Source organism: Nocardia sp. CDC519, from assembly GCF_059509835.1.
The window spans coordinates 4,642,368-4,660,383 of sequence record NZ_CM183377.1 but is presented as its reverse complement, the minus strand read 5'-3'; the positions used below and the strand labels follow the sequence as shown (position 1 = coordinate 4,660,383).

The 18,016-nt window shown below is 68.4% G+C and carries 13 protein-coding genes and 1 tRNA gene; 4 read left to right on the top strand and 10 right to left on the bottom strand.

Going from position 1 to position 18,016, the window contains the following annotated elements:
- Positions 1–147: 147 nt before the first annotated feature.
- The 6 genes from AC5W7N_RS20870 to orn all read right to left on the bottom strand — a co-directional run bounded on the left by AC5W7N_RS20870 (position 148) and on the right by orn (position 7,965).
- Positions 148–1,638 carry an amino acid permease gene (locus tag AC5W7N_RS20870; protein ID WP_195021432.1) on the bottom strand — a complete coding sequence of 497 codons (1,491 nt, stop codon included), beginning with the start codon at positions 1,636–1,638 and terminating at the stop codon, positions 148–150.
- 34 nt (positions 1,639–1,672) lie between these two features.
- Entirely contained in the window at positions 1,673–2,752 is a 1,080-nt protein-coding gene (locus AC5W7N_RS20865) for a Glu/Leu/Phe/Val family dehydrogenase (RefSeq protein WP_194991030.1), read from the bottom strand.
- A gap of 219 nt (positions 2,753–2,971) precedes the next feature.
- Positions 2,972–6,445, bottom strand: coding sequence for an indolepyruvate ferredoxin oxidoreductase family protein (locus AC5W7N_RS20860; RefSeq protein ID WP_195021431.1), 3,474 nt, complete (start codon positions 6,443–6,445; stop codon positions 2,972–2,974).
- Between the two features lie 197 nt (positions 6,446–6,642).
- The gene (locus AC5W7N_RS20855) at positions 6,643–7,128 is read right to left on the bottom strand and encodes an Lrp/AsnC family transcriptional regulator (protein WP_163814839.1); all 486 of its coding nucleotides are present in this window, start codon (positions 7,126–7,128) and stop codon (positions 6,643–6,645) included.
- A 67-nt stretch (positions 7,129–7,195) separates the two neighbouring features.
- A tRNA-His gene (locus AC5W7N_RS20850) sits at positions 7,196–7,268 on the bottom strand.
- A gap of 55 nt (positions 7,269–7,323) precedes the next feature.
- Positions 7,324–7,965 (bottom strand): oligoribonuclease, encoded by a 642-nt coding sequence (gene orn / locus AC5W7N_RS20845; RefSeq protein WP_163814838.1) that lies wholly within the window; start codon positions 7,963–7,965, stop codon positions 7,324–7,326.
- Positions 7,966–8,221: 256 nt separating this feature from the next.
- On the opposite strand from orn, the gene AC5W7N_RS20840 reads away from it, so the two are divergent.
- Both AC5W7N_RS20840 and AC5W7N_RS20835 read left to right on the top strand, forming a co-directional pair.
- A complete protein-coding gene (locus AC5W7N_RS20840; RefSeq protein WP_194991028.1) occupies positions 8,222–9,931 on the top strand; it encodes a helicase HerA-like domain-containing protein in 1,710 nt (569 codons plus the stop codon).
- A gap of 127 nt (positions 9,932–10,058) precedes the next feature.
- Positions 10,059–11,027, top strand: a complete 969-nt coding sequence (locus AC5W7N_RS20835) for a peptidase (RefSeq protein WP_195007357.1) — start codon at positions 10,059–10,061, stop codon at positions 11,025–11,027.
- 82 nt (positions 11,028–11,109) lie between these two features.
- Here the strand turns inward: AC5W7N_RS20835 and cmrA are convergent, their stop codons facing one another.
- From cmrA to AC5W7N_RS20820, 3 genes are all read right to left on the bottom strand, one after another.
- Positions 11,110–11,913 (bottom strand): mycolate reductase, encoded by an 804-nt coding sequence (cmrA, locus tag AC5W7N_RS20830; protein WP_163814836.1) that lies wholly within the window; start codon positions 11,911–11,913, stop codon positions 11,110–11,112.
- 61 nt (positions 11,914–11,974) lie between these two features.
- A complete protein-coding gene (locus AC5W7N_RS20825; protein ID WP_163814835.1) occupies positions 11,975–14,011 on the bottom strand; it encodes an FAD-dependent oxidoreductase in 2,037 nt (678 codons plus the stop codon).
- Between the two features lie 21 nt (positions 14,012–14,032).
- Positions 14,033–14,605 (bottom strand): PadR family transcriptional regulator, encoded by a 573-nt coding sequence (locus tag AC5W7N_RS20820; RefSeq protein WP_163814834.1) that lies wholly within the window; start codon positions 14,603–14,605, stop codon positions 14,033–14,035.
- Positions 14,606–14,808: 203 nt separating this feature from the next.
- Between AC5W7N_RS20820 and AC5W7N_RS20815 the strand changes: the two genes are divergently transcribed.
- Complete coding sequence (locus tag AC5W7N_RS20815) at positions 14,809–16,146, top strand: MFS transporter (RefSeq protein ID WP_194991023.1); 1,338 nt, start codon at positions 14,809–14,811, stop codon at positions 16,144–16,146.
- Positions 16,147–16,153: 7 nt separating this feature from the next.
- Here the strand turns inward: AC5W7N_RS20815 and AC5W7N_RS20810 are convergent, their stop codons facing one another.
- Positions 16,154–16,762: a TetR family transcriptional regulator gene (locus AC5W7N_RS20810; RefSeq protein WP_228806570.1), complete on the bottom strand. Its 609-nt coding sequence runs from the start codon at positions 16,760–16,762 to the stop codon at positions 16,154–16,156.
- A 180-nt stretch (positions 16,763–16,942) separates the two neighbouring features.
- Between AC5W7N_RS20810 and AC5W7N_RS20805 the strand changes: the two genes are divergently transcribed.
- The gene (locus AC5W7N_RS20805; RefSeq protein WP_194991024.1) at positions 16,943–18,001 is read left to right on the top strand and encodes a ferredoxin reductase; all 1,059 of its coding nucleotides are present in this window, start codon (positions 16,943–16,945) and stop codon (positions 17,999–18,001) included.
- The last annotated feature ends 15 nt before the right edge of the window (positions 18,002–18,016 follow it).

Sequence of the window (18,016 nt, the reverse complement as noted above, 5' to 3'; positions counted from 1 at the left end):
CCACGGTGGCTGCCCTCAGCGCAGTCTACGGACCGGCAACGAGATCCACCACACATTCGGATCATGATCGTTTCACACGTCACATCCGCAGGTCGGCGCATGCGTCGGCCCCCGGCTCGCGGGCGAACCGGGGGCCTGCGAGGCCGGTTAGGACACCGGCGTCAGGGTCTTCTCCTCGGCCACGGATTGCCGGCCCAGCAACGAGTGGGAGCGGCTGTAGGCGAAGTAGACGACCGTGCCGAGGCCCATCCAGATCACGAACCGGAGCCAGGTCTCGATGGACAGATTCAGCATCAGCCACAGGCAGGCGAGCGCCGCCAGGATCGGCAGCACCGGCACGAACGGCACCCGGAACCCGCGCGGCAGATCCGGTCGGGTGCGCCGCAGGATCAGCACACCCACCGACACCAGCACGAACGCGACGAGGGTGCCGATATTGACCATTTCCTCGAGGGTGCCGAAGTCGACGAACCCGGCCAGCAGCGCGCAGACCACGCCGACGAGGACGGTCAGCCGCACCGGGGTGCCCTTGCTGCCGGTCTGGGCGAGGCCGCGCGGGAGCAGGCCGTCGCGCGACATCGCGAACAACACCCTGGTCTGGCCCAGATACATCACCATGACCACCGTCGAGAGCCCGGCGAGCGCGCCGATGGCGATGATGTTCTTCACCCAGGTGGCGCCATTGAGGGCGAAAGCCGTTGCCAGGGTGGCGTTCCCGTCGGCGAGCTGGGTGTAGGAGACCATGCCGGTGAGTACCAGCGACACCGCGACGTAGAGCACGGTCACGATGGCCAGCGAGCCGAAGATGCCACGGGGGACGTCGCGTTGCGGGTTGCGGGTTTCCTCGGCGGTGGTGGCGACGACGTCGAACCCGATGAAGGCGAAGAACACCAGGCTCGCCGCGGCCAGGAGGCCGTACCAGCCGTAGCTGGTGCCGCCGGAACCGGTGAGGAAGGCGAACAGCGACTGGCGCACACCCTCGGCCTTCTCCGAGGGCTCCGACGGCGGCACGTAGGGCGTCAGGTTGGACGGCTTGAAGTAGGTCGCGCCGACCACCAGGACCAGGGCGATCACGCCGAGCTTGATCGCGACGGCGATCGCCGAGACCCGCGACGACAATTTCGTGCCGGTGGCCAGCAATACGCCGACGATCGCGATGATCACCACCGCGCCCCAGTCGAAGTTCACCGATCCGATCTGGACGACCGGTGCGCTGGAACCGAGCACTTCGCCGAGATACTGCGACCAGCCCTTCGCCACCACCGATACCGCAAGGGCGAATTCCAGGATCAGATCCCAGCCGATGATCCACGCGATGACCTCGCCGAAGGTCGCGTAGGCGTAGGTGTAGGCGCTGCCTGCCACCGGCACCGTCGAGGCGAATTCGGCGTAGCACAGTGCGGTCAGCCCGCACGCGATCGCCGCGAAGACGAACGCCAGCGAGACCGAGGGCCCGGCCACCGTGCCCGCCGTGCGTGCGGTGAGGGTGAAGATGCCCGCCCCGATGACGACCGCGACACCGAAGATGGTGAGGTCCTTGGCCGTCAGGTCCTTGCGCAGTTTCGAATCCGGTTCATCGGTATCCCGGATCGACTGTTCCACCGATTTGGTGCGGAACATTCCGCTCGCGATCGCCATTGCAGGTCTCCTCTCTGAAACTCCGCCGGCGCCGTCAGAGCGACCGCGGGATGGCGTCGAGGCGGCGTTCGGCGAACCGATTGGCGGCCTCGCCGGTACCGATGCCGTCGGATTTCGCGGCGGCGATGATGTCGCGGCAGCGGTCGAAGATGCCCGCCACCTCGAATTCGACTTCGGCCGCGGCGGCGGCCCGCAGCTCGCCCGCCACCTGGATGAGCCCGCCGGCGTTGGCGACGAAATCGGGCACCCAGGTGATGCCGCGTTCGGTGAGCAGCCGTTCCACGCCTGGATCGGCCAGCTGGTTGTTGGCGGCGCCGCAGATGAGCTTCGCCTCGATATCGGCGGCGCTGGAGCTGGTCAGGGTGGCGCCGAGGGCGCAGGGCGCGTAGACGTCGACGGGTGCGGTCGATACCGCCCCGAGCAATCGCACCGAGGGGTGCTGTTCGGCCACCCGCTGCATTGCCGCCTCGTTCACGTCCGCCACGCAGACCTCCGCGCCGTCGGCGAGCAGCAGCGCGATGAGTTCGCGCCCGACCTTGCCCGCGCCCTCGACGCCGACCGTGCGGCCGGCGAGGGTCGGTGCGCCCCAGACCGATTCGGCGCCGGCGCGCATCGAGTGGAAGACGCCGAGGGCGGTCAGCCGGGCGCTGTCGCCGGAGCCGCCCGCGGCGACGCTGCGGCCGGTGACGTGCCGGGTGTGTCTGCCGATGACATCGAGATCATCGGTATCGGTGCCGACATCGCCGGCGGTGATATAGCGCCCGCCGAGGGTGTCGACGAACCGGGCGTAGGCGGCGAGCAGCTGCTCGCTCTTGTCGGTCGCCGGATCACCGATGATGACGGCTTTGCCGCCGCCCAGATGCACTCCGGCGGCCGCCGCTTTGTAGGTCATGCCCCAGGACAGCCGCAGCACGTCCTGCAATGCCGCGGATTCGTCGGCGTACGGGTAGAAGCGGGTGCCGCCGAGGGCGGGGCCGAGCGCGGTCGAATGGATCGCGATGATGGCTTTCAGGCCCGTCTTGTCGTCCTCGCAGAACACCACCTGTTCATGCCGCCGGGCGCTGAGCTCGTGCGAGCGGCCGAAGACTCCTGCCTCGGTGTGCAGAACTGTCACTGTCGATTCCTTTCCTGGGCGCCGAGCAGCCGTGCCGGTGGGCGGGCGGCTGCCGCGGCTGGGTTGTTCGCCGCTGGTGTGCGGCGGATTTCTGTTGTCGCTCTGCGATGTGCGGTGTCGGATGCCGCACACGGCGTGTGTGCCCGAGTCGATGCGTCGGCGCCGCCGCGCCGTCCGGATGGGTGGCGGGTCCGCGTTGTGTGGCAGGCCGGCTCGCGATCAGTGCTCGATGCCGAGTTCGCGCAATCCGGCCCAATACAGCTCGACATTGCCGAGCTTCACGTCCTCGTAGCCCCGCACCACATCGGGCAGTTCGGCGGCTTTCGTGGCGATGTCGTACGACTCGCTGGTGAGCTCGTCGGCCAGGCGGCGCACCATGTCGGTGTAGTGGGCGAGCAGTTCGCGTTCGATCTTGCGGACGTGGGCGTAGCCGAACGGATCGAACCTGGTGCCGCGCAGCACCTTGCCCTTGGCCAGAACCTTCAGCACCCCATGCGATTTCGGGGCGAAGCCGACCTTCTTGCGCCGGCCCATGGCACGCAGCACTGGTGGATGCAGCTGGTAGGTGAGTTTCTCCCCGCCCGGCACCTGCGCCCGCACCTCGGCCAGGAACGCCGGATCCACCAGCAGCCGCGCCACTTCGTACTCGTCCTTGTAAGCGGTGAACTTGTACAGCCCGCGTGCGACGGCCGCGCTGAAATCGGTGCGGTCGGTGACCGCCCGCTCGGCCGACCACACCCGCTGCACGGTGTCGACGTAACGCCGAGCCACCGTGGCGTTCTGATAGCCGATCAGTTCGGCCGCGCGCCGCTCGACCAGCCGCCGCACCTCACCCTCGAAGTCGGTGTGCGCCAGCAGATGCGCAGGCACCGGCGGCGGGGTGCGCCGCGGCTGCCCCTCATCGACAGCCGCGGCGAAGGCCGCCGGATCGGCGATGGCGGCGCGTCCCCAGCGAAAGGCGGCGATGGTGCTGTCCACCGCGACGCCGTTGATCCCGATGGCCTCCTCGATCGCCGCGGCGGGCAACCGCAGCCCACCGCTTTGCACGGCCGCGCCGACGATCAGGAAGTTGGCGGCCGCGGTGTTGCCGAACAGTGTCTGCGCGGCAGCCAGCGCGTCGAAATGCCGCACCGAGCTCGTTGCCGCGGTGAGCCGGTCCAGCAGGAGGCCGGTGTCGGGGTAGGCGACCGACTTGTCGTAGACCATGTCGCCGGTCGGGGTCTGGCTGGTCGAGGCGACCGCCACGGTGCTCGTCGCGTTGCCGTACTGGAGGTAGCGCGGGTCGGTGGCGGTGAGCAGGTCGATCGCCATGAGGCAATCGGCGCTGCCCGGGGTGATCCGGTTGGACGGTTCGAGGGCGGTCGCGGAGAAGCGCAGGTGCGAGACGACCGGACCAGCCTTCTGGCTCAAACCGATCTGATCGAGGCTTTCCACCTCGTAGCCGGCGCGCAGCGCGGCGGTCGCCAGCACCTGGTTCACAGTGACGATGCCGGTGCCGCCGATACCGGCGATGAGCACATTCTGCGTGCCTTCGGGAGCACCGAGGCCGGGATCCGGCACGACGGGCGGCTGCGCGCCCTTCTTCGGGGTGCGGCCCTTCTTGCGCGGGGTGAGCTCGACGGTCACGAACGACGGGCAGTCGCCGTCCAGGCAGCTGTAGTCGGTGTTGCACGAGGTCTGATCGATGCGGGTCTTGCGACCGAATTCGGTCTCCACCGGCTGCACCGACAGGCAGTTGGACTTGGTGCCGCAGTCGCCGCAGCCCTCGCAGACCGCCTCGTTGATCACCACGCGGGTAGTGCGCGCCGGCAGCGTGCCGCGTTTGCGCTGCCTGCGGGCATCGGCCGCGCAGTGCTGGTCGTAGATCAGCACCGTGACGCCCTTGATCTCGCGCAGCATTCGCTGCGCTTCGTCGAGGCGGTCGCGATGCCACAGCAGCGTGCCCTTGGCCAGGTCCTTTTTCCTGTGCCGCTGCGGCTCGTCGGCGCAGATGATGATCTTCTTGACGCCCTCGATGGTCAGCTTGTGGGTCAGCTGGGCGACGGTCAGGATGCCTTCGACATCCTGGGCGCCGGTCATGGCCACGACCTCGTTGTAGAGCAGTTTGTAGGTGATGTTCACCCCGGCCGCCACGCAGGCCTGCACGGCGAGCTGCCCGGAGTGGAAGAAGGTGCCGTCGCCGATGTTCTGGAACAGGTGCGGCACATCGGTGAACGGCGCCTGCCCGATCCACTGGCTGCCCTCGCCGCCCATCTGGGTCAGTCCGGTGACGGCGCTGTCGCTGCGGCCGGACATGGTCACCAGGGTGTGGCAGCCGATTCCGCCGCCGCCGAGGGAGCCCTCGGGCAGCGCGGTGGAGCGGTTGTGCGGGCAGCCGCTACAGAAGTAGGGCGTGCGCTTGGCGGAGAGCACCTCCAGCGAGAGGGGTGGCGGCGCGGTCCTTTTCAGTTCGACCCGCTCACGCAGCACCCGGCGCAGCGGTGCGAGCAACCGGCCGGCGGTCAGTTCGCCGTCCACCGGCATGAGCCGGGCCCCGCGCTCGTCCTGCTTGCCGAGGATGCGCGGAGCGTCCGCGGTGCCGTAGAGGATCTCGCGGATCTGCGTTTCGATGAACGCCGTCTTGTCCTCGACCACCACCAGTTGTTCGAGCCCGCGGGCGAATTCGGTGACGGTGTCCGCGCCGACGGGGTAGGGCATCCCGATCCGCAGCAGCCGGATACCGGCGCGGTGCATGGCGGCCTCATCGACGCCGAGGTCGAGCAGCGCCTGGCGGACCGCGTCGAAGGTGGTGCCGGTGGCGGCGATCCCGATCCTGGCCTCGGCCGGATCGACCTCGATGACGTCGAGATCGTTGGCCGCGCCGTACGCGCGGACCATCGCCAAGCGCGGGCCGTACAGATCGGCCTCGGCGAGCACACTGTCGGTCGGGGCCGCCATCGGACGCTGCCGGTAGACGAAAGGCTTTCCCTCCCAGTGCAGCTCGGGCACCACGATCGGCCGGTCGGCGACCGAGGCGTCGACGGTCCACGCGCCGTCGGCGACGTCGGCGACGATCTTCATCGCCACCACGCAGCCGGAGGCGCGCGAGAGCGCAACGCCCTGCATGCCCATGGTGATGATCTCTTCAGCGTTGCGCGGGAACAGCACCGGCACGCCCAGCGCGGCCAGCGACCGCTCGCTCACCGCGGGCACCGTCGAGGATTTCGAGGCCGGATCGTCCCCGACCAGCAACAGCACGCCACCGCGCGGATTGACCCCGTACATGTTGGCGTGCCGGATGGCATCGGTGGCGCGGTCCACACCCGGCCCCTTGCCGTACCAGACCCCGACGACGCCGTCGTGGGTCGCACGGCCGGCGGGCAGGTCCGCCTGGCTGCCCCACACCGAGGTCGCGGCCAGCTCTTCGTTGAGCCCGGGCACGAAGGTGATGTCGTGTTCGGCGAGCACCTCCGGCATGCCGAACAGCATCTTGTCCACCCCGCCCAGCGGGCTGCCCTGATAGCCGGAGATGAACGTCGCGACCCGGCGGCCTGCCCGGATATCACGCACATGCTGCTCGACGAGCAGTCGTGCGATGGCCTGGACACCGGTGAGCAGGACCGGGCCCGCCCCGGAGCGGTAACGGTCGGCGAGGTCGTACGGCGTGGTCGGCTCGGCCTGGGGCACACAGGTCGGACAGGCAACGGTCGTCATGACACCTCACCACTCTTTCCACAACCCAGATCGTGAGCTGCAAACGAAGGGACTTGCGTTCGGTGCAGCGAAATGTGCCGTGGATGGGTGATCTGTGTCAACAGTCGGCCGAAAGGTTGATCAATCTGCTCAAAAGTGATCTGGAGCACTTCGCGACGTGCGTCAGTTTGCTCGAGCCGGGAGAGATCTGGGTCACATCACGACGTGGGCGGCGCCTTCGTCAGATGCTCGACGATGGGCAGGCAGCGATATTGGATCGGAGTGGCCAGCGCGAGCATGGTCTCGGTGTGCTTGACCCCTGGGATGGCGTGCACGCGCTGAATGATCTCGAGCAGGTCCTGCTGGGTGCGGGCCGCGATGCGCACGAGCAGATCGGCGCGGCCGGTCGTCGCGTGCACCTCGAGCACATGCGGGAAGGTGCGCAACGCTTCGACGATGGCGTCCATCTTGTTCTGATCGAGTTCGATGCCGAGGAAGGCGTGCACGGCGAACCCCACGGCCTGCAGGTCCACATCGGGCGGGTATCCGCGCACCGCGCCCGAGGATTCGAGCCGCTTCATCCTGGCCTGGACGGTGTTGCGGGCGATACCGAGACGCTGAGCGAGTTCGAGGATCGGCGCGCGCGGATCGGCGGCCAGCTCGGCCAGCAGTGCGGCGTCGAGAGCGTCGATCTTGATGGTCATGACGCATTCTCGCACGGTGAAAAAGTTCGGGCCCGGGAGAAAGATCTCCCGGGCCCGAACTCCCTTGGGTGAGTGACGGGACTCGAACCCGCGACAGCCAGGATCACAACCTGGTGCTCTACCAACTGAACTACACTCACCATCGCCGGTGCGACACCGGCGCGGTCGATAGTAGCGCGTCAACCCCCTTCGGAGCTAATCGGTTACCGGCGAGTCGTTGACCTGCGGGTTTTCCGCTTCGCCCATGACCTCGGCGGCCACCGCCGCGATCTCCGCGGTCGACGGGCCCGGTGCGGGCACGAACGCGGTGCGCCGGTAGTACTCCAACTCGCGGATGGATTCCTTGATATCGGCCAGCGCGCGGTGCGTGAGGCCCTTCTCCGGCTGGCCGAAGTAGATCCGCGGATACCAGCGGCGGCACAGCTCCTTGATCGAGCTGACGTCGATCATCCGGTAGTGCAGGTGGCTGTCGAGCGCGGACATATCGCGCGCGATGAAGGCGCGGTCGGTGGCGATCGAATTACCTGCCAGTGGCACCGTGCCCGGAGTCGGGGCGAACTGGCGGATGTAGTCGAGCACCTGCTGCTCGGCCTCTTCCAGGGTCACCGTGGAGCGGCGGACCTCGTCGGTGAGGCCGGAGCGGGCGTGCATGTCGGCGACCACGGGCGGCATGGCGGCCAGCGCCTCGTCATCGGCGTGGATGACGATGTCGACGCCGTCGCCGAGAATATTGAGGTCGCTGTCGGTCACGAGTGCGGCCACCTCGATCAGCTTGTCGCTGTCCAGGCGCAGCCCGGTCATCTCGCAATCCATCCACACCACTAATTTGTCGGACACTCGCCATACCCTAGTCAGCGCGGAACCGGGCGTGTCCGATTACCTCACTTCACCTGTGCGCGTCCGATCCGGCGATACGCTGTTGGCCAGGTACATCGCCGGTGGTGAGGTACCGCTCGGTAGTCCGGTTAGGCGTTCGGCACTGCGGGAAAGCCGCAGGCGAAGTACCCGCCCATTCGGAGCTCCTGGAGCAGCGGCCGTGCGTGTCTCGGCCCTCCGGGTGGCGGGTGTTCGGCTCGACACAGGAGGAGCTGCGATGACCACCCCACAGGAGAAGGCCGCGGCCGCGCGCAAGGCAGCCGAGGAAGCCGCACGCGTCGCCGCCGAGGCGGCGGCTGCGGCCGAAGCCGCCGAAGCGGAGGCGGCTGCGGCCGATTCCGGCGGGGGCGCCGCATCCGGTGGCGGTGCCGAGGCCGGTGGAGGTGCCGCGGCCGGCGGTGGCGGTTCGGAGGCAGCGCAGCAGATCGCGGCCGGGTACGCGGTCGAGGGGGCAGCGCTCGAACTGGGCACCGTTGTCGTCGACGGCACGGTCGATCCCACTGCGCGGGTGCGGATTCCGCTGCGGACGATGAACCGGCACGGTCTGGTCGCAGGCGCCACCGGTACCGGTAAGACGAAAACGTTGCAGGGCATCGCCGAACAGCTCTCCCGGGCCGGAGTGCCGGTGGTGCTGGCCGATGTGAAGGGCGATCTGTCCGGGCTGTCGCGGCCGGGGGAGCAGAACGAGAAGCTGGCGCAGCGAGCGGTGGAGACCGCGGCCACCGACTGGGCGCCCACCGGGTTCCCCACCGAATTCGTCTCGCTGGGAACCGGCGGTCTCGGGGTGCCGATCCGCGCGACCATCACCTCGTTCGGACCGATCCTGCTCAGTAAGGTGCTCGGGCTCAACGAAACCCAGGAGTCCACGCTCGGGCTGATCTTCCACTGGGCCGACAAACAGGGCCTCGGCCTGCTCGATCTGAAGGATCTGCGCGCGGTGATCCAGCATCTCACCAGCCCGGAAGGGAAGGCGGATCTGCAAGGCATCGGCGGGGTTTCGGCATCGACGGCCGGGGTGATCCTGCGCGCGCTGGTGAACCTGGAGGCCGACGGCGGCGATACCTTCTTCGGTGAACCCGAACTCGATCCGGCCGATCTGCTGCGCACCGAGGGTGGGCAGGGCGTGATCACCCTGTTCGAGCTCGGCGCGCAGGCGGCGCGGCCGGCGATGTTCTCCACCTTCCTGATGTGGGTGCTGGCCGATCTGTTCCAGACCCTGCCCGAAGTAGGAGATGTGGACAAGCCCGAGCTGGTCTTCATCTTCGACGAGGCGCATCTGCTGTTCGCCGACGCGTCGAAGGCGTTTCTCGATCAGGTGGAGCAGACCGTCAAGCTGATCCGCTCCAAGGGTGTCGGCGTGTTCTTCTGCACCCAGTTGCCAACCGATATCCCGAACGCGGTGCTCTCGCAGCTCGGCGCGCGGATCCAGCACGCGTTACGCGCGTTCACCCCCGACGATCAGAAGGCACTGTCGAAGACGGTGCGCACCTACCCGAAGACCGACACCTACGATCTGGAACAGGCGCTCACCTCCCTCGGCATCGGCGAGGCGGTCGTCACGGTGCTCTCCGAACGCGGCGCCCCGACGCCGGTGGCGTGGACCAGAATTCAGCCGCCGCGTTCGCTCATGGACACCATCGGCGGCGACGCCATCAAGTCCCGAGCACTGGCCAGTGCGCTGCACGGCAAATACGGGCAGACCGTGGACCGGGAATCGGCCTACGAGATGCTCGCCGCCAACGTCGCGGCGGCCGAACCCGAGGCCGAGCGGGAACCCGTGCCCGGCCGGTCACCGAGCGCGCAGGAGGATTCGGCCGCCGAACGCATCATGAAGAACCCGGCGGTGAAGAGCTTCCTGCGCTCGGCCGCCACGGTCGCGGGCCGCGAGATCACCCGCACCCTCTTCGGGACCCGCAAGCGCCGCTGACGTCGGGCGGAGCGTCGATCCGACCTTCCGTTGACGCCCGCGCCGGACCCGCCGACCTATTTGCGCGCCGATAGCTCCTGCGGCAGACTCGACAGCCCGGCACCGATTCGGGAGGACGGCCGTGAGGATGTTCCGCGCGCTCGCGCTCAGTGCCTTGGCGTTCATTTCCGTGATCGGCTGCGGGGCCGATCCGAGCGAGCCGGCCGATCCGGCGGCCCCAGCACCATTCCCGGCGCCGGTGATCCCGGCGCCGCCGCCGGAATTCTGGTCGACGCCGGCGGGTACCCCGCAGCAGCACGCCACCGTCGCGCAGGCGACCAGGCAGATCGACGTGTGCTCGCTGATTCCGCGCGATGTCCTCGACGACCTCGGCGGGGTCGAGAGCGTCACCGTCGGTCTCGACTCGTGCCGGGCGACCCTCGGCACCCAGGGCGCGGACAGCACCCTGACCTGGCATGCCACCCTGCTGCCCGAGCTGCGGCCGGGGCACGGCGTCGGCAAACAGCTCGGCGATGTGAGCGTGCTGCTGGTGCCCGACCGCCCCGACGGGCCGCCCGGCTCCTGTGGCGCGACCGCCCGGTTCACGGCCGGCGCCGCGTTCTATCTCGGCGCGACCACGCCGGGGCAGGACCCGTGCGCGGTCGCCGACCGGCTGCTGCCCGGCATGATCGAGCGCTGGCGGCAGTCACCGCCGCAGGGCACCTCGCCCGACACCGTGGCGACGGTGCTGCTCGGCGCCGACCCGTGCGCGGTGCGTGCGAAGCTGGCCGGCACCACCGACACCGATCAGCGCAGGCTCACCCAATGCCTGTTCGGCTATCGCAACGAGACCGTCACCGTGAGCTACGAGTACCGCGATCCGGCCCATGTCGCGGCAGGCAGCACCGTGGAGAAGATCGGCGACCGCGACGTGCACCGCTGGGTTTCGCTCTACGACAGCCGCATTCCCATCCTCACCGCGGTGGTCGGCCCCGCACTGCCCTCCGGCAGTACCGAAACCGGCGCGCGCGTGCCGATCGTCGAGGTCTCCGCCGCTACTTACGAGGTGACCAGGGAGGTCATGGAGCAGGTGCTCGCGCTGTTCCCGGCGCGGTGAGACCACGGTGGACCGGTTGCGCGGGGCAGTGCCGGAGATCGGGCGCCCGACCGTATCGCCGCAGGTCATCGGGCTGCGCTGATCAGCCGCCGAGCTTCCGGTAGAACGCTCCGGCGACCGGCGCGGTGACCGCGCGCGGCCCGTACTGCCCGGCCACACTCATCCCCTTCGAGATCAGCCCGGGCACGATCCGCATCTTGTTGCGGGCCAGGGCGTCGATGGAGACCCTTGCGGTGTACTCGGAGGAGACCCACATGAAATCGGGCACCATCCGGTCGACGATGGAGGCTTCGGCCGGATCCGGCGTCTCGGTGCGGACCGGGCCTGGGGCCAGCAGCGTGACGTGCACGCCGGTGCCCTTCAGCTCGCCGCGCAGCGATTCGGAGAAGGTATTGGCGAAGGCCTTGCTCGCGGCGTAGGTGGCATTGTTCGGGATGGGCATATTGCCCGCTGCCGAGCCGCTGATCAGGATGCCGCCCGCGCGGCGCTCGATCATGCCCGGCAGCACCGCAAGGCTGAGGTCGTGTACGGCGACGGCGTTGAGTTCGAGCTGGTCGCGTTCGTAGGCGGGGTCGAGCTCGGCGACCGGGCCGAAGGTGGCGATGCCGGCGTTGTTGCACAGGATCGCGATATCGCGTGCCGACAGCTCCTCCACCAGCGGCGCCCGCTGCTCCCGGTCGGCCAGGTCGACCGCGCGCACCTCGGCGGTGATGCCGTGCGCGAGGGTCAGTCGCTGCGCCAGTTCCTCGAGGACGTCACCGCGGCGGGCCACCAGGATCAGCGAGTAGCCGCGCATGGCCAGCTCGGCTGCCAGCGCGGTTCCGATCCCGGACGACGCTCCGGTGACGACGGCACGGTTATCGGCGGTGGGGGAAGGCAAGCTCACGCCATGAGCGTAAGCGACTCGCGCCCGTGCGGCTGTGTCAGCTCACCTCCCCCACGCGGGCTCAGAGCCGAGCGGCCAGGCGGGTGCCCTGGTCGATCGCGCGCTTCGCGTCGAGCTCGGCGGCGAGTTCGGCGCCACCGATCAGGTGCGGGTTCACCCCGGCCGCGCGCAACTCGTTTTCCAGATCGCGCACCGATTCCTGGCCTGCGCAGATGACCACGTTGTCGACCGGGATCAACTGCGGACGTTCCCGCTTCTCCCCGAAGCTGATGTGCAGTCCGTTGTCGTCGATGCGTTCGTAGTTGACGCCGCCGATCTGCTCGACGCCCTTGGCCTTCAGCGCCGCCCGATGCACCCAGCCGGTGGTCTTGCCCAGGCTCTTGCCGAACGCGCCGGACTTGCGTTGCAGTAGCACCACATCGCGGGCCGCGGGGGAGGGGACGGGGGTGGCGAGCTGGCCGCGCACCTGCTCATCGGCCGAATCGACGCCCCACTCCTGCTTCCATTCGTCCAGTTTCAGCGTGGGATGGCCCTCGACGGTGAGGAATTCGCTGACGTCGTAGCCGATGCCGCCCGCGCCGATCACCGCCACTCGCTTGCCGACCGGTTTCTCCTCCCGCACCAGTTCGGCGTAGGTGAGCACCATCGGATGGTCGATGCCGGGGATGTCGGGGATGCGTGGACGCACGCCGGTGGCCAGCACCACCTCGTCGTAGCGGCCTTCGATGAGTTCGGCGGCGGTGGCGCGTTTTCCGAGGTGCACGGTGACGCCGGTGAGTTCGAGTTTGCGGGTGAAGTACCGGATGGACTCGTCGAATTCTTCCTTGCCCGGGATGCGGCGGGCGATGTCGAACTGGCCACCGATCTTGTCATCGGCCTCGAACAGCTCCACTCGATGTCCGCGCTCGGCCAGGTTCACCGCGGCCGAGAGCCCGGCGGGCCCGGCGCCGACCACCGCGATGCGCTTGCTGCGCCGCGTGGGCAGCAGCTTCAGCTCGGTTTCGTGCCCGGCGCGCGGGTTGAGCAGGCAGGACACCGTTTTGTGCTGGAAGGCGTGGTCGAGGCAGGCCTGGTTGCAGGCGATACAGGTGTTGATCTCGTCGACCCGGTTCTGCGCGGCCTTGTTGACCCACTCCGGGTCCGACAGGAACGGGCGCGCCAGCGACACCAGCTGGGCATCGCCGCGGGTGAGGATCTCCTCGGCGATCTCGGGCATATTGATCCGGTTCGACGCGCAGACCGGGATGTTCACCTGCGCGGTGATCTTGGCGGTGAACTCGACGAACGCCGCGCGCGGCACCGAGGTCACGATCGTCGGAACGCGCGCCTCGTGCCAGCCGATATCGGTATTGAGGATGCTGACGCCCGCGGCCTCGAGTTCCTGTGCCAGCGCGACGATCTCGTCGAAGGTCTGGCCCTGCTCCACCAGCTCGGCCATCGACAGCCGGAACACGATGATGAAATCCTCGCCCACCGCGGCCCGGGTGCGGCGCACGATCTCGACGGCCAGCCTGCGCCGGTTCTCCGGCGTTCCGCCCCATTTGTCGGTGCGCTTGTTGGTGCGCGGTGCGAGGAACTGGTTGATGAAATACCCTTCACCACCCATGATTTCGACGCCGTCGTAGCCGGCGAACTTCGCCAGCCGGGCGCAGCGGGCGTAATCGTCGATGGTCTGCTCGATGCCCTTGGCCGAGAGCTTGCGCGGCCGGAACGGGTTGATCGGCGCCTTGATCGAGGAGGCCGACACGCTTCCGGGCATATAGGAGTACCGGCCGGCGTGCAGGATCTGGATGGCGATCTTGGCGCCCTCGGCGTGCACCGCGCGGGTGATGACGCGATGCCGGTAGGCCTCGGTCTTGTTGGTGAGTTTGGCGCCGAAGGGCAGCAGCCAGCCGGTGCGGTTGGGTGCGTAGCCGCCGGTGATGATGAGCCCGACACCGCCGCGTGCGCGTTCGGCGAAGTAGGCCGCGAGCCGGTTGGTGTCCCAGGCCCGATCTTCGAGGCCGGTATGCATCGACCCCATGATCACGCGATTGCGCAAGGTGGTGTGGCCGAGATCGAGGGGCTCGAACAGGTGGGGGTAGCTGGTCGATCGCACGAGCGGGCTCGCTTTCTTACCTCAGTTCGCGCCCGGGGCTGTCGGACGCGAGGGCGGAGTGTCGGGTCGCAGGGCTTGCAGGACCTCGTCGCACCATTCGGCGGACCCGAGCTCCTTGCGGATGCCCGCGCGGAGCACCAGGTACTGGTGCAGCCCGGTTCCGGTGAGCTGATCCGGCGCCGGGAAGTCTCGTTTCTCGATGAGCCGGTACAGCTCGAGTTGCCGCAGGTGTTCATCGCGACGCCGGGCGACCTCGGTGAGCAGGGCGTCCAGATCGCCGTAGGCGGCGGCGCGCACCTTGACGAAGAATTCGCTGCGCTCGCGTTCGGGTTCGGTGGGTTCGGCGATCCAGCGCGCCAATTCCGCGCGACCGGCCTCGCTCACCGAGTAGACCTTCTTGTCCGGCCTGCCCTCCTGGGCCACCGATTCGCTGTGCAGCCAGCCGGATTCCTCCATGCGGCGCAGCACGCGATAGATCTGCTGATGGGTGGCGCTCCAGAAATAGCCGATCGACTTGTCGAACCGCCGCGCCAGCTCGTATCCGGACCCGGCGCGTTCGGTCAGCGATACCAGCAGCGCATGCTCGAGTGCCATGCCACACAGAGTATCCGAGACCGCAAGTACTATGCAACTGGGTGCATATAAATCCTTCAGGTGTGTAGGACCAGCGTAGGCCGGACGCCCCGCGGCTCGGTAGGGGCTGCGCCCGCGCCTGCTCGGCGACTGCGCGATTCGCCCTGACCAGGCGCGCTGCCGAGAACCCGGCTGGGTGGCCCGGTGTCGATTAGGGTGCGCGTATGAGTGAGGTCGACGTGCGCGGTGCGGCCGGGACCGGGCGCGGGCAGGTGGTGGCGTGGGGGCTGTGGGACTGGGGTTCGGCCGCCTTCAATGCCGTCATCTTGACCTTCGTCTTCTCGGTGTATCTGACCGACAGCGTCGGCGATGATCTGCCCGGCGATATCTCGGCGGGCGCCTGGTTGGGCTGGGCGCTCGGCATCGCCGGGCTGGTGGTCGCGCTGACCGCGCCGGTCAGCGGACAGCGCTTCGACGCCACCGCCAACCGTAAACGGTCGCTCGGTGCGCTGACCGCGTTGACTATCGCCGCGATGGCCGCGATGTTCTTCGTGCACGACGATTACCGCGATCTGTGGCTCGGACTGGTCCTGCTCGGTGTCGGCTCGGCCTGCTTCGAACTGGCCAACGTGCCCTACAACGCCATGCTGCGCCAGGTGTCGACCCCGGCCACCGTGGGCCGGGTGTCCGGATTCGGCTGGGCCATGGGCTATTTCGGCGGCATCTTCCTGCTGCTGATCTGCTATCTCGGCTTCATCGCCGGTGACGGCGACCGGCGCGGGCTGTTCGGCATCCCCACCGACGACGGCCTCAATATCCGATTGGTCGCCGTGCTGGCCGCGGTCTGGTTCGCGGCGTTCGCTCTGCCGGTGCTGTTCGCGGTGCCCGAAGTCGTGCGCACCGGAGCCGACCCGGGTGCGGCCAGTGCCGGATTCCTCGGCTCCTACCGGGTGCTGTGGCGCGACCTGCGTGAGCTGTGGATCACCGACCGGCGCACGGTCGGATTCCTGTTGGCCAGCGCCATCTTCCGTGACGGCCTGGCGGGTGTGTTCACCTTTGGTGCGGTGCTCGCGGTCGGTGTGTACGGCATCGCCGACGCCGATGTGCTGCTGTTCGGCATCGCCGCCAATGTGGTCGCGGCACTCGGTGCGATCATCGCGGGCCGCTTCGACGACCGCATCGGCCCGAAGCGGGTGATCGTGGTGTCGCTGGTGTCGATGATCATCTGCGGCACGGTGCTGCTCGTGGTGTCCGGCCCGCTCATGTTCTGGGTGTTCGGCCTGATGCTGACGGTGTTCGTCGGGCCTGCCCAGTCCTCGGCCCGTTCTTTCCTGGCGCGGCTCGCGCCGGCGGGCCGGGAGGGGCAGCTGTTCGGCCTCTACACCACCACCGGGCGGGCGGTCTCGTTCCTGGCTCCGATGCTGTTCGGTTTCTTCGCGTGGGCGTTCGCCACCGATCGCGCGGGCATCGTCGGCCTGCTCGTGGTGCTCGGCCTCGGGCTGCTCGCCCTGCTCACGGTGCCCGGACCGGACCCGGTGCCGGAGCCGGCGTCGTCGGAATGAGCGGTGGCTACGGCTTCCAGACGCCCATGCCCAGCGCGATGAGCCGAACCTGGTACACCGTGCGGTCGATGGTGCTCTGCTGGTCGCGCGGCGCGGCGGCGACATAATCGGCGATGCCGTCGGCCACCGTGGACACGATCAGATCCGCGGCCAGCTCGAGATCGTCCGATGACCAGGAGTCCAGCGCGCTGATCCGGGAGAAATCGACCACCAGCTCGCGCACGATCAACTGCATCTCCATGGCGATCGCCTGACGCAGTGCCGCCGAGCCGCCGCGGCGCTCACGGGTGAGGAATCCGAACAGCTCGCGCTTGTCGGCCACCTGATCGAAGACGAAACGCACGGTCTCCGACAGTTGCGCATCCGGCCTGCGGCGCAATTGCCGCAGCGCCAGCCGGAGGGCCTTGACGCCTTCGTCGACGAGGGTGGCGCCCAGATCGTCCAGTGAGGCGAAATGCCGGTAGAACGCGGTGGGCACGATGCCCGCCGAACGGGCGATCTCGCGCAGGCTGAGCGCGGCGAACCCGCGATCCGCGGCGAGCGCGAGGGTCCCGTCCAGCAGCGCCCGCCGCGTGCGCTCTTTGCGCACGACCCGAGTTTCCGCCTGCTCGCTCATCCCGGTGAGCATACATCCGTTCACCATGCGCTCTTTCTCCAGATGTAGTTCGCGTCACACCAGCTGCTGGTTGACATCCGTCCCCGGTCATCAGTCACACTATTGAGTGTACAGACGTACACTGAAATTTGTCTCGGGCTCGACTGCCGAGTGTGACCAACGACAGCACGGAGAAACCGCATGGTGGATCTCATCAACTTGGTGCAGACCCTGACCACACCGCATCCGCTCGACCGCTATCTGGAGCTGGTGCGCCCGATGCTCACCGCCAGGGAAATGCGGGCGGAAGTGGTGCGGGTGGACCGTTCGGTGCCCGGCACGGTCTCGCTGTCGCTGCGGCCGACGCGCCAGTGGTCCGGCTTGCTCGCCGGCCAGTTCGTGCAGATCGGCGTCGTCATCGATGGCGTGCGCCACACCCGCTGCTACTCACCGGTGAATTCGCAGCACCAGCGCGACCGTCGCATCGACCTGACCATCCGAGTGCATCCGGAAGGCCTGGTCTCGCGGTACCTGCACCGCGCCGCCGAACCGGGCCTCGTCGTCGATCTGGCACCCGCCTCGGGTGTCTTCCATCTACCCGAGCAGCGGCCGGACCGGGTACTGCTGATCAGCGGCGGCAGCGGCATCACGCCGGTACTGTCGATGCTGCGCACCCTCACCGACGAGGGGTACACCGGCCCGGTGGTGTTCCTGCACTACGCCCGCTCGCCGGAATACGTTCCGCACCGCGCGGAACTGGCCGCCATCGCCGCCGCCCATCCCAACGTGTCACTGCAGATGCGTTATCCGGAACTGGATGGCAGCGCCTTCGACTACGACGAACTCGAGCGGACCGCACCGTGGTTCGCCGACGCGCACACCTACCTGTGCGGGCCGGGCCCGCTGATGGATTCGGTGCGCAGAGTGTTCGAGGCCGAACAGCTCGGCGACCGCCTGCACACCGAGGAGTTCACGGTGTCGGTGGCGCCGGTCGACGCCGCCGACGCGCACGGCACGGTGACCTTCTCCGCCAGTGGCGTCAGCGCTGACAACACCGGCGAAAGCCTGCTCGAACAAGCCGAAGCCGCCGGGCTGAACCCGGAATACGGCTGCCGGATGGGTATCTGCTTCTCCTGCACCGCCGTCCGGCGCACCGGCTGTACGCGCAACCTGCGCAACGGTGAGACCGACGCCGATCCCGATCAGCCCATCCAACTCTGTGTCAGCGCCGCCGTCGGCGACGTCGACATCGACATCTGACAACTGAAGGGGAGC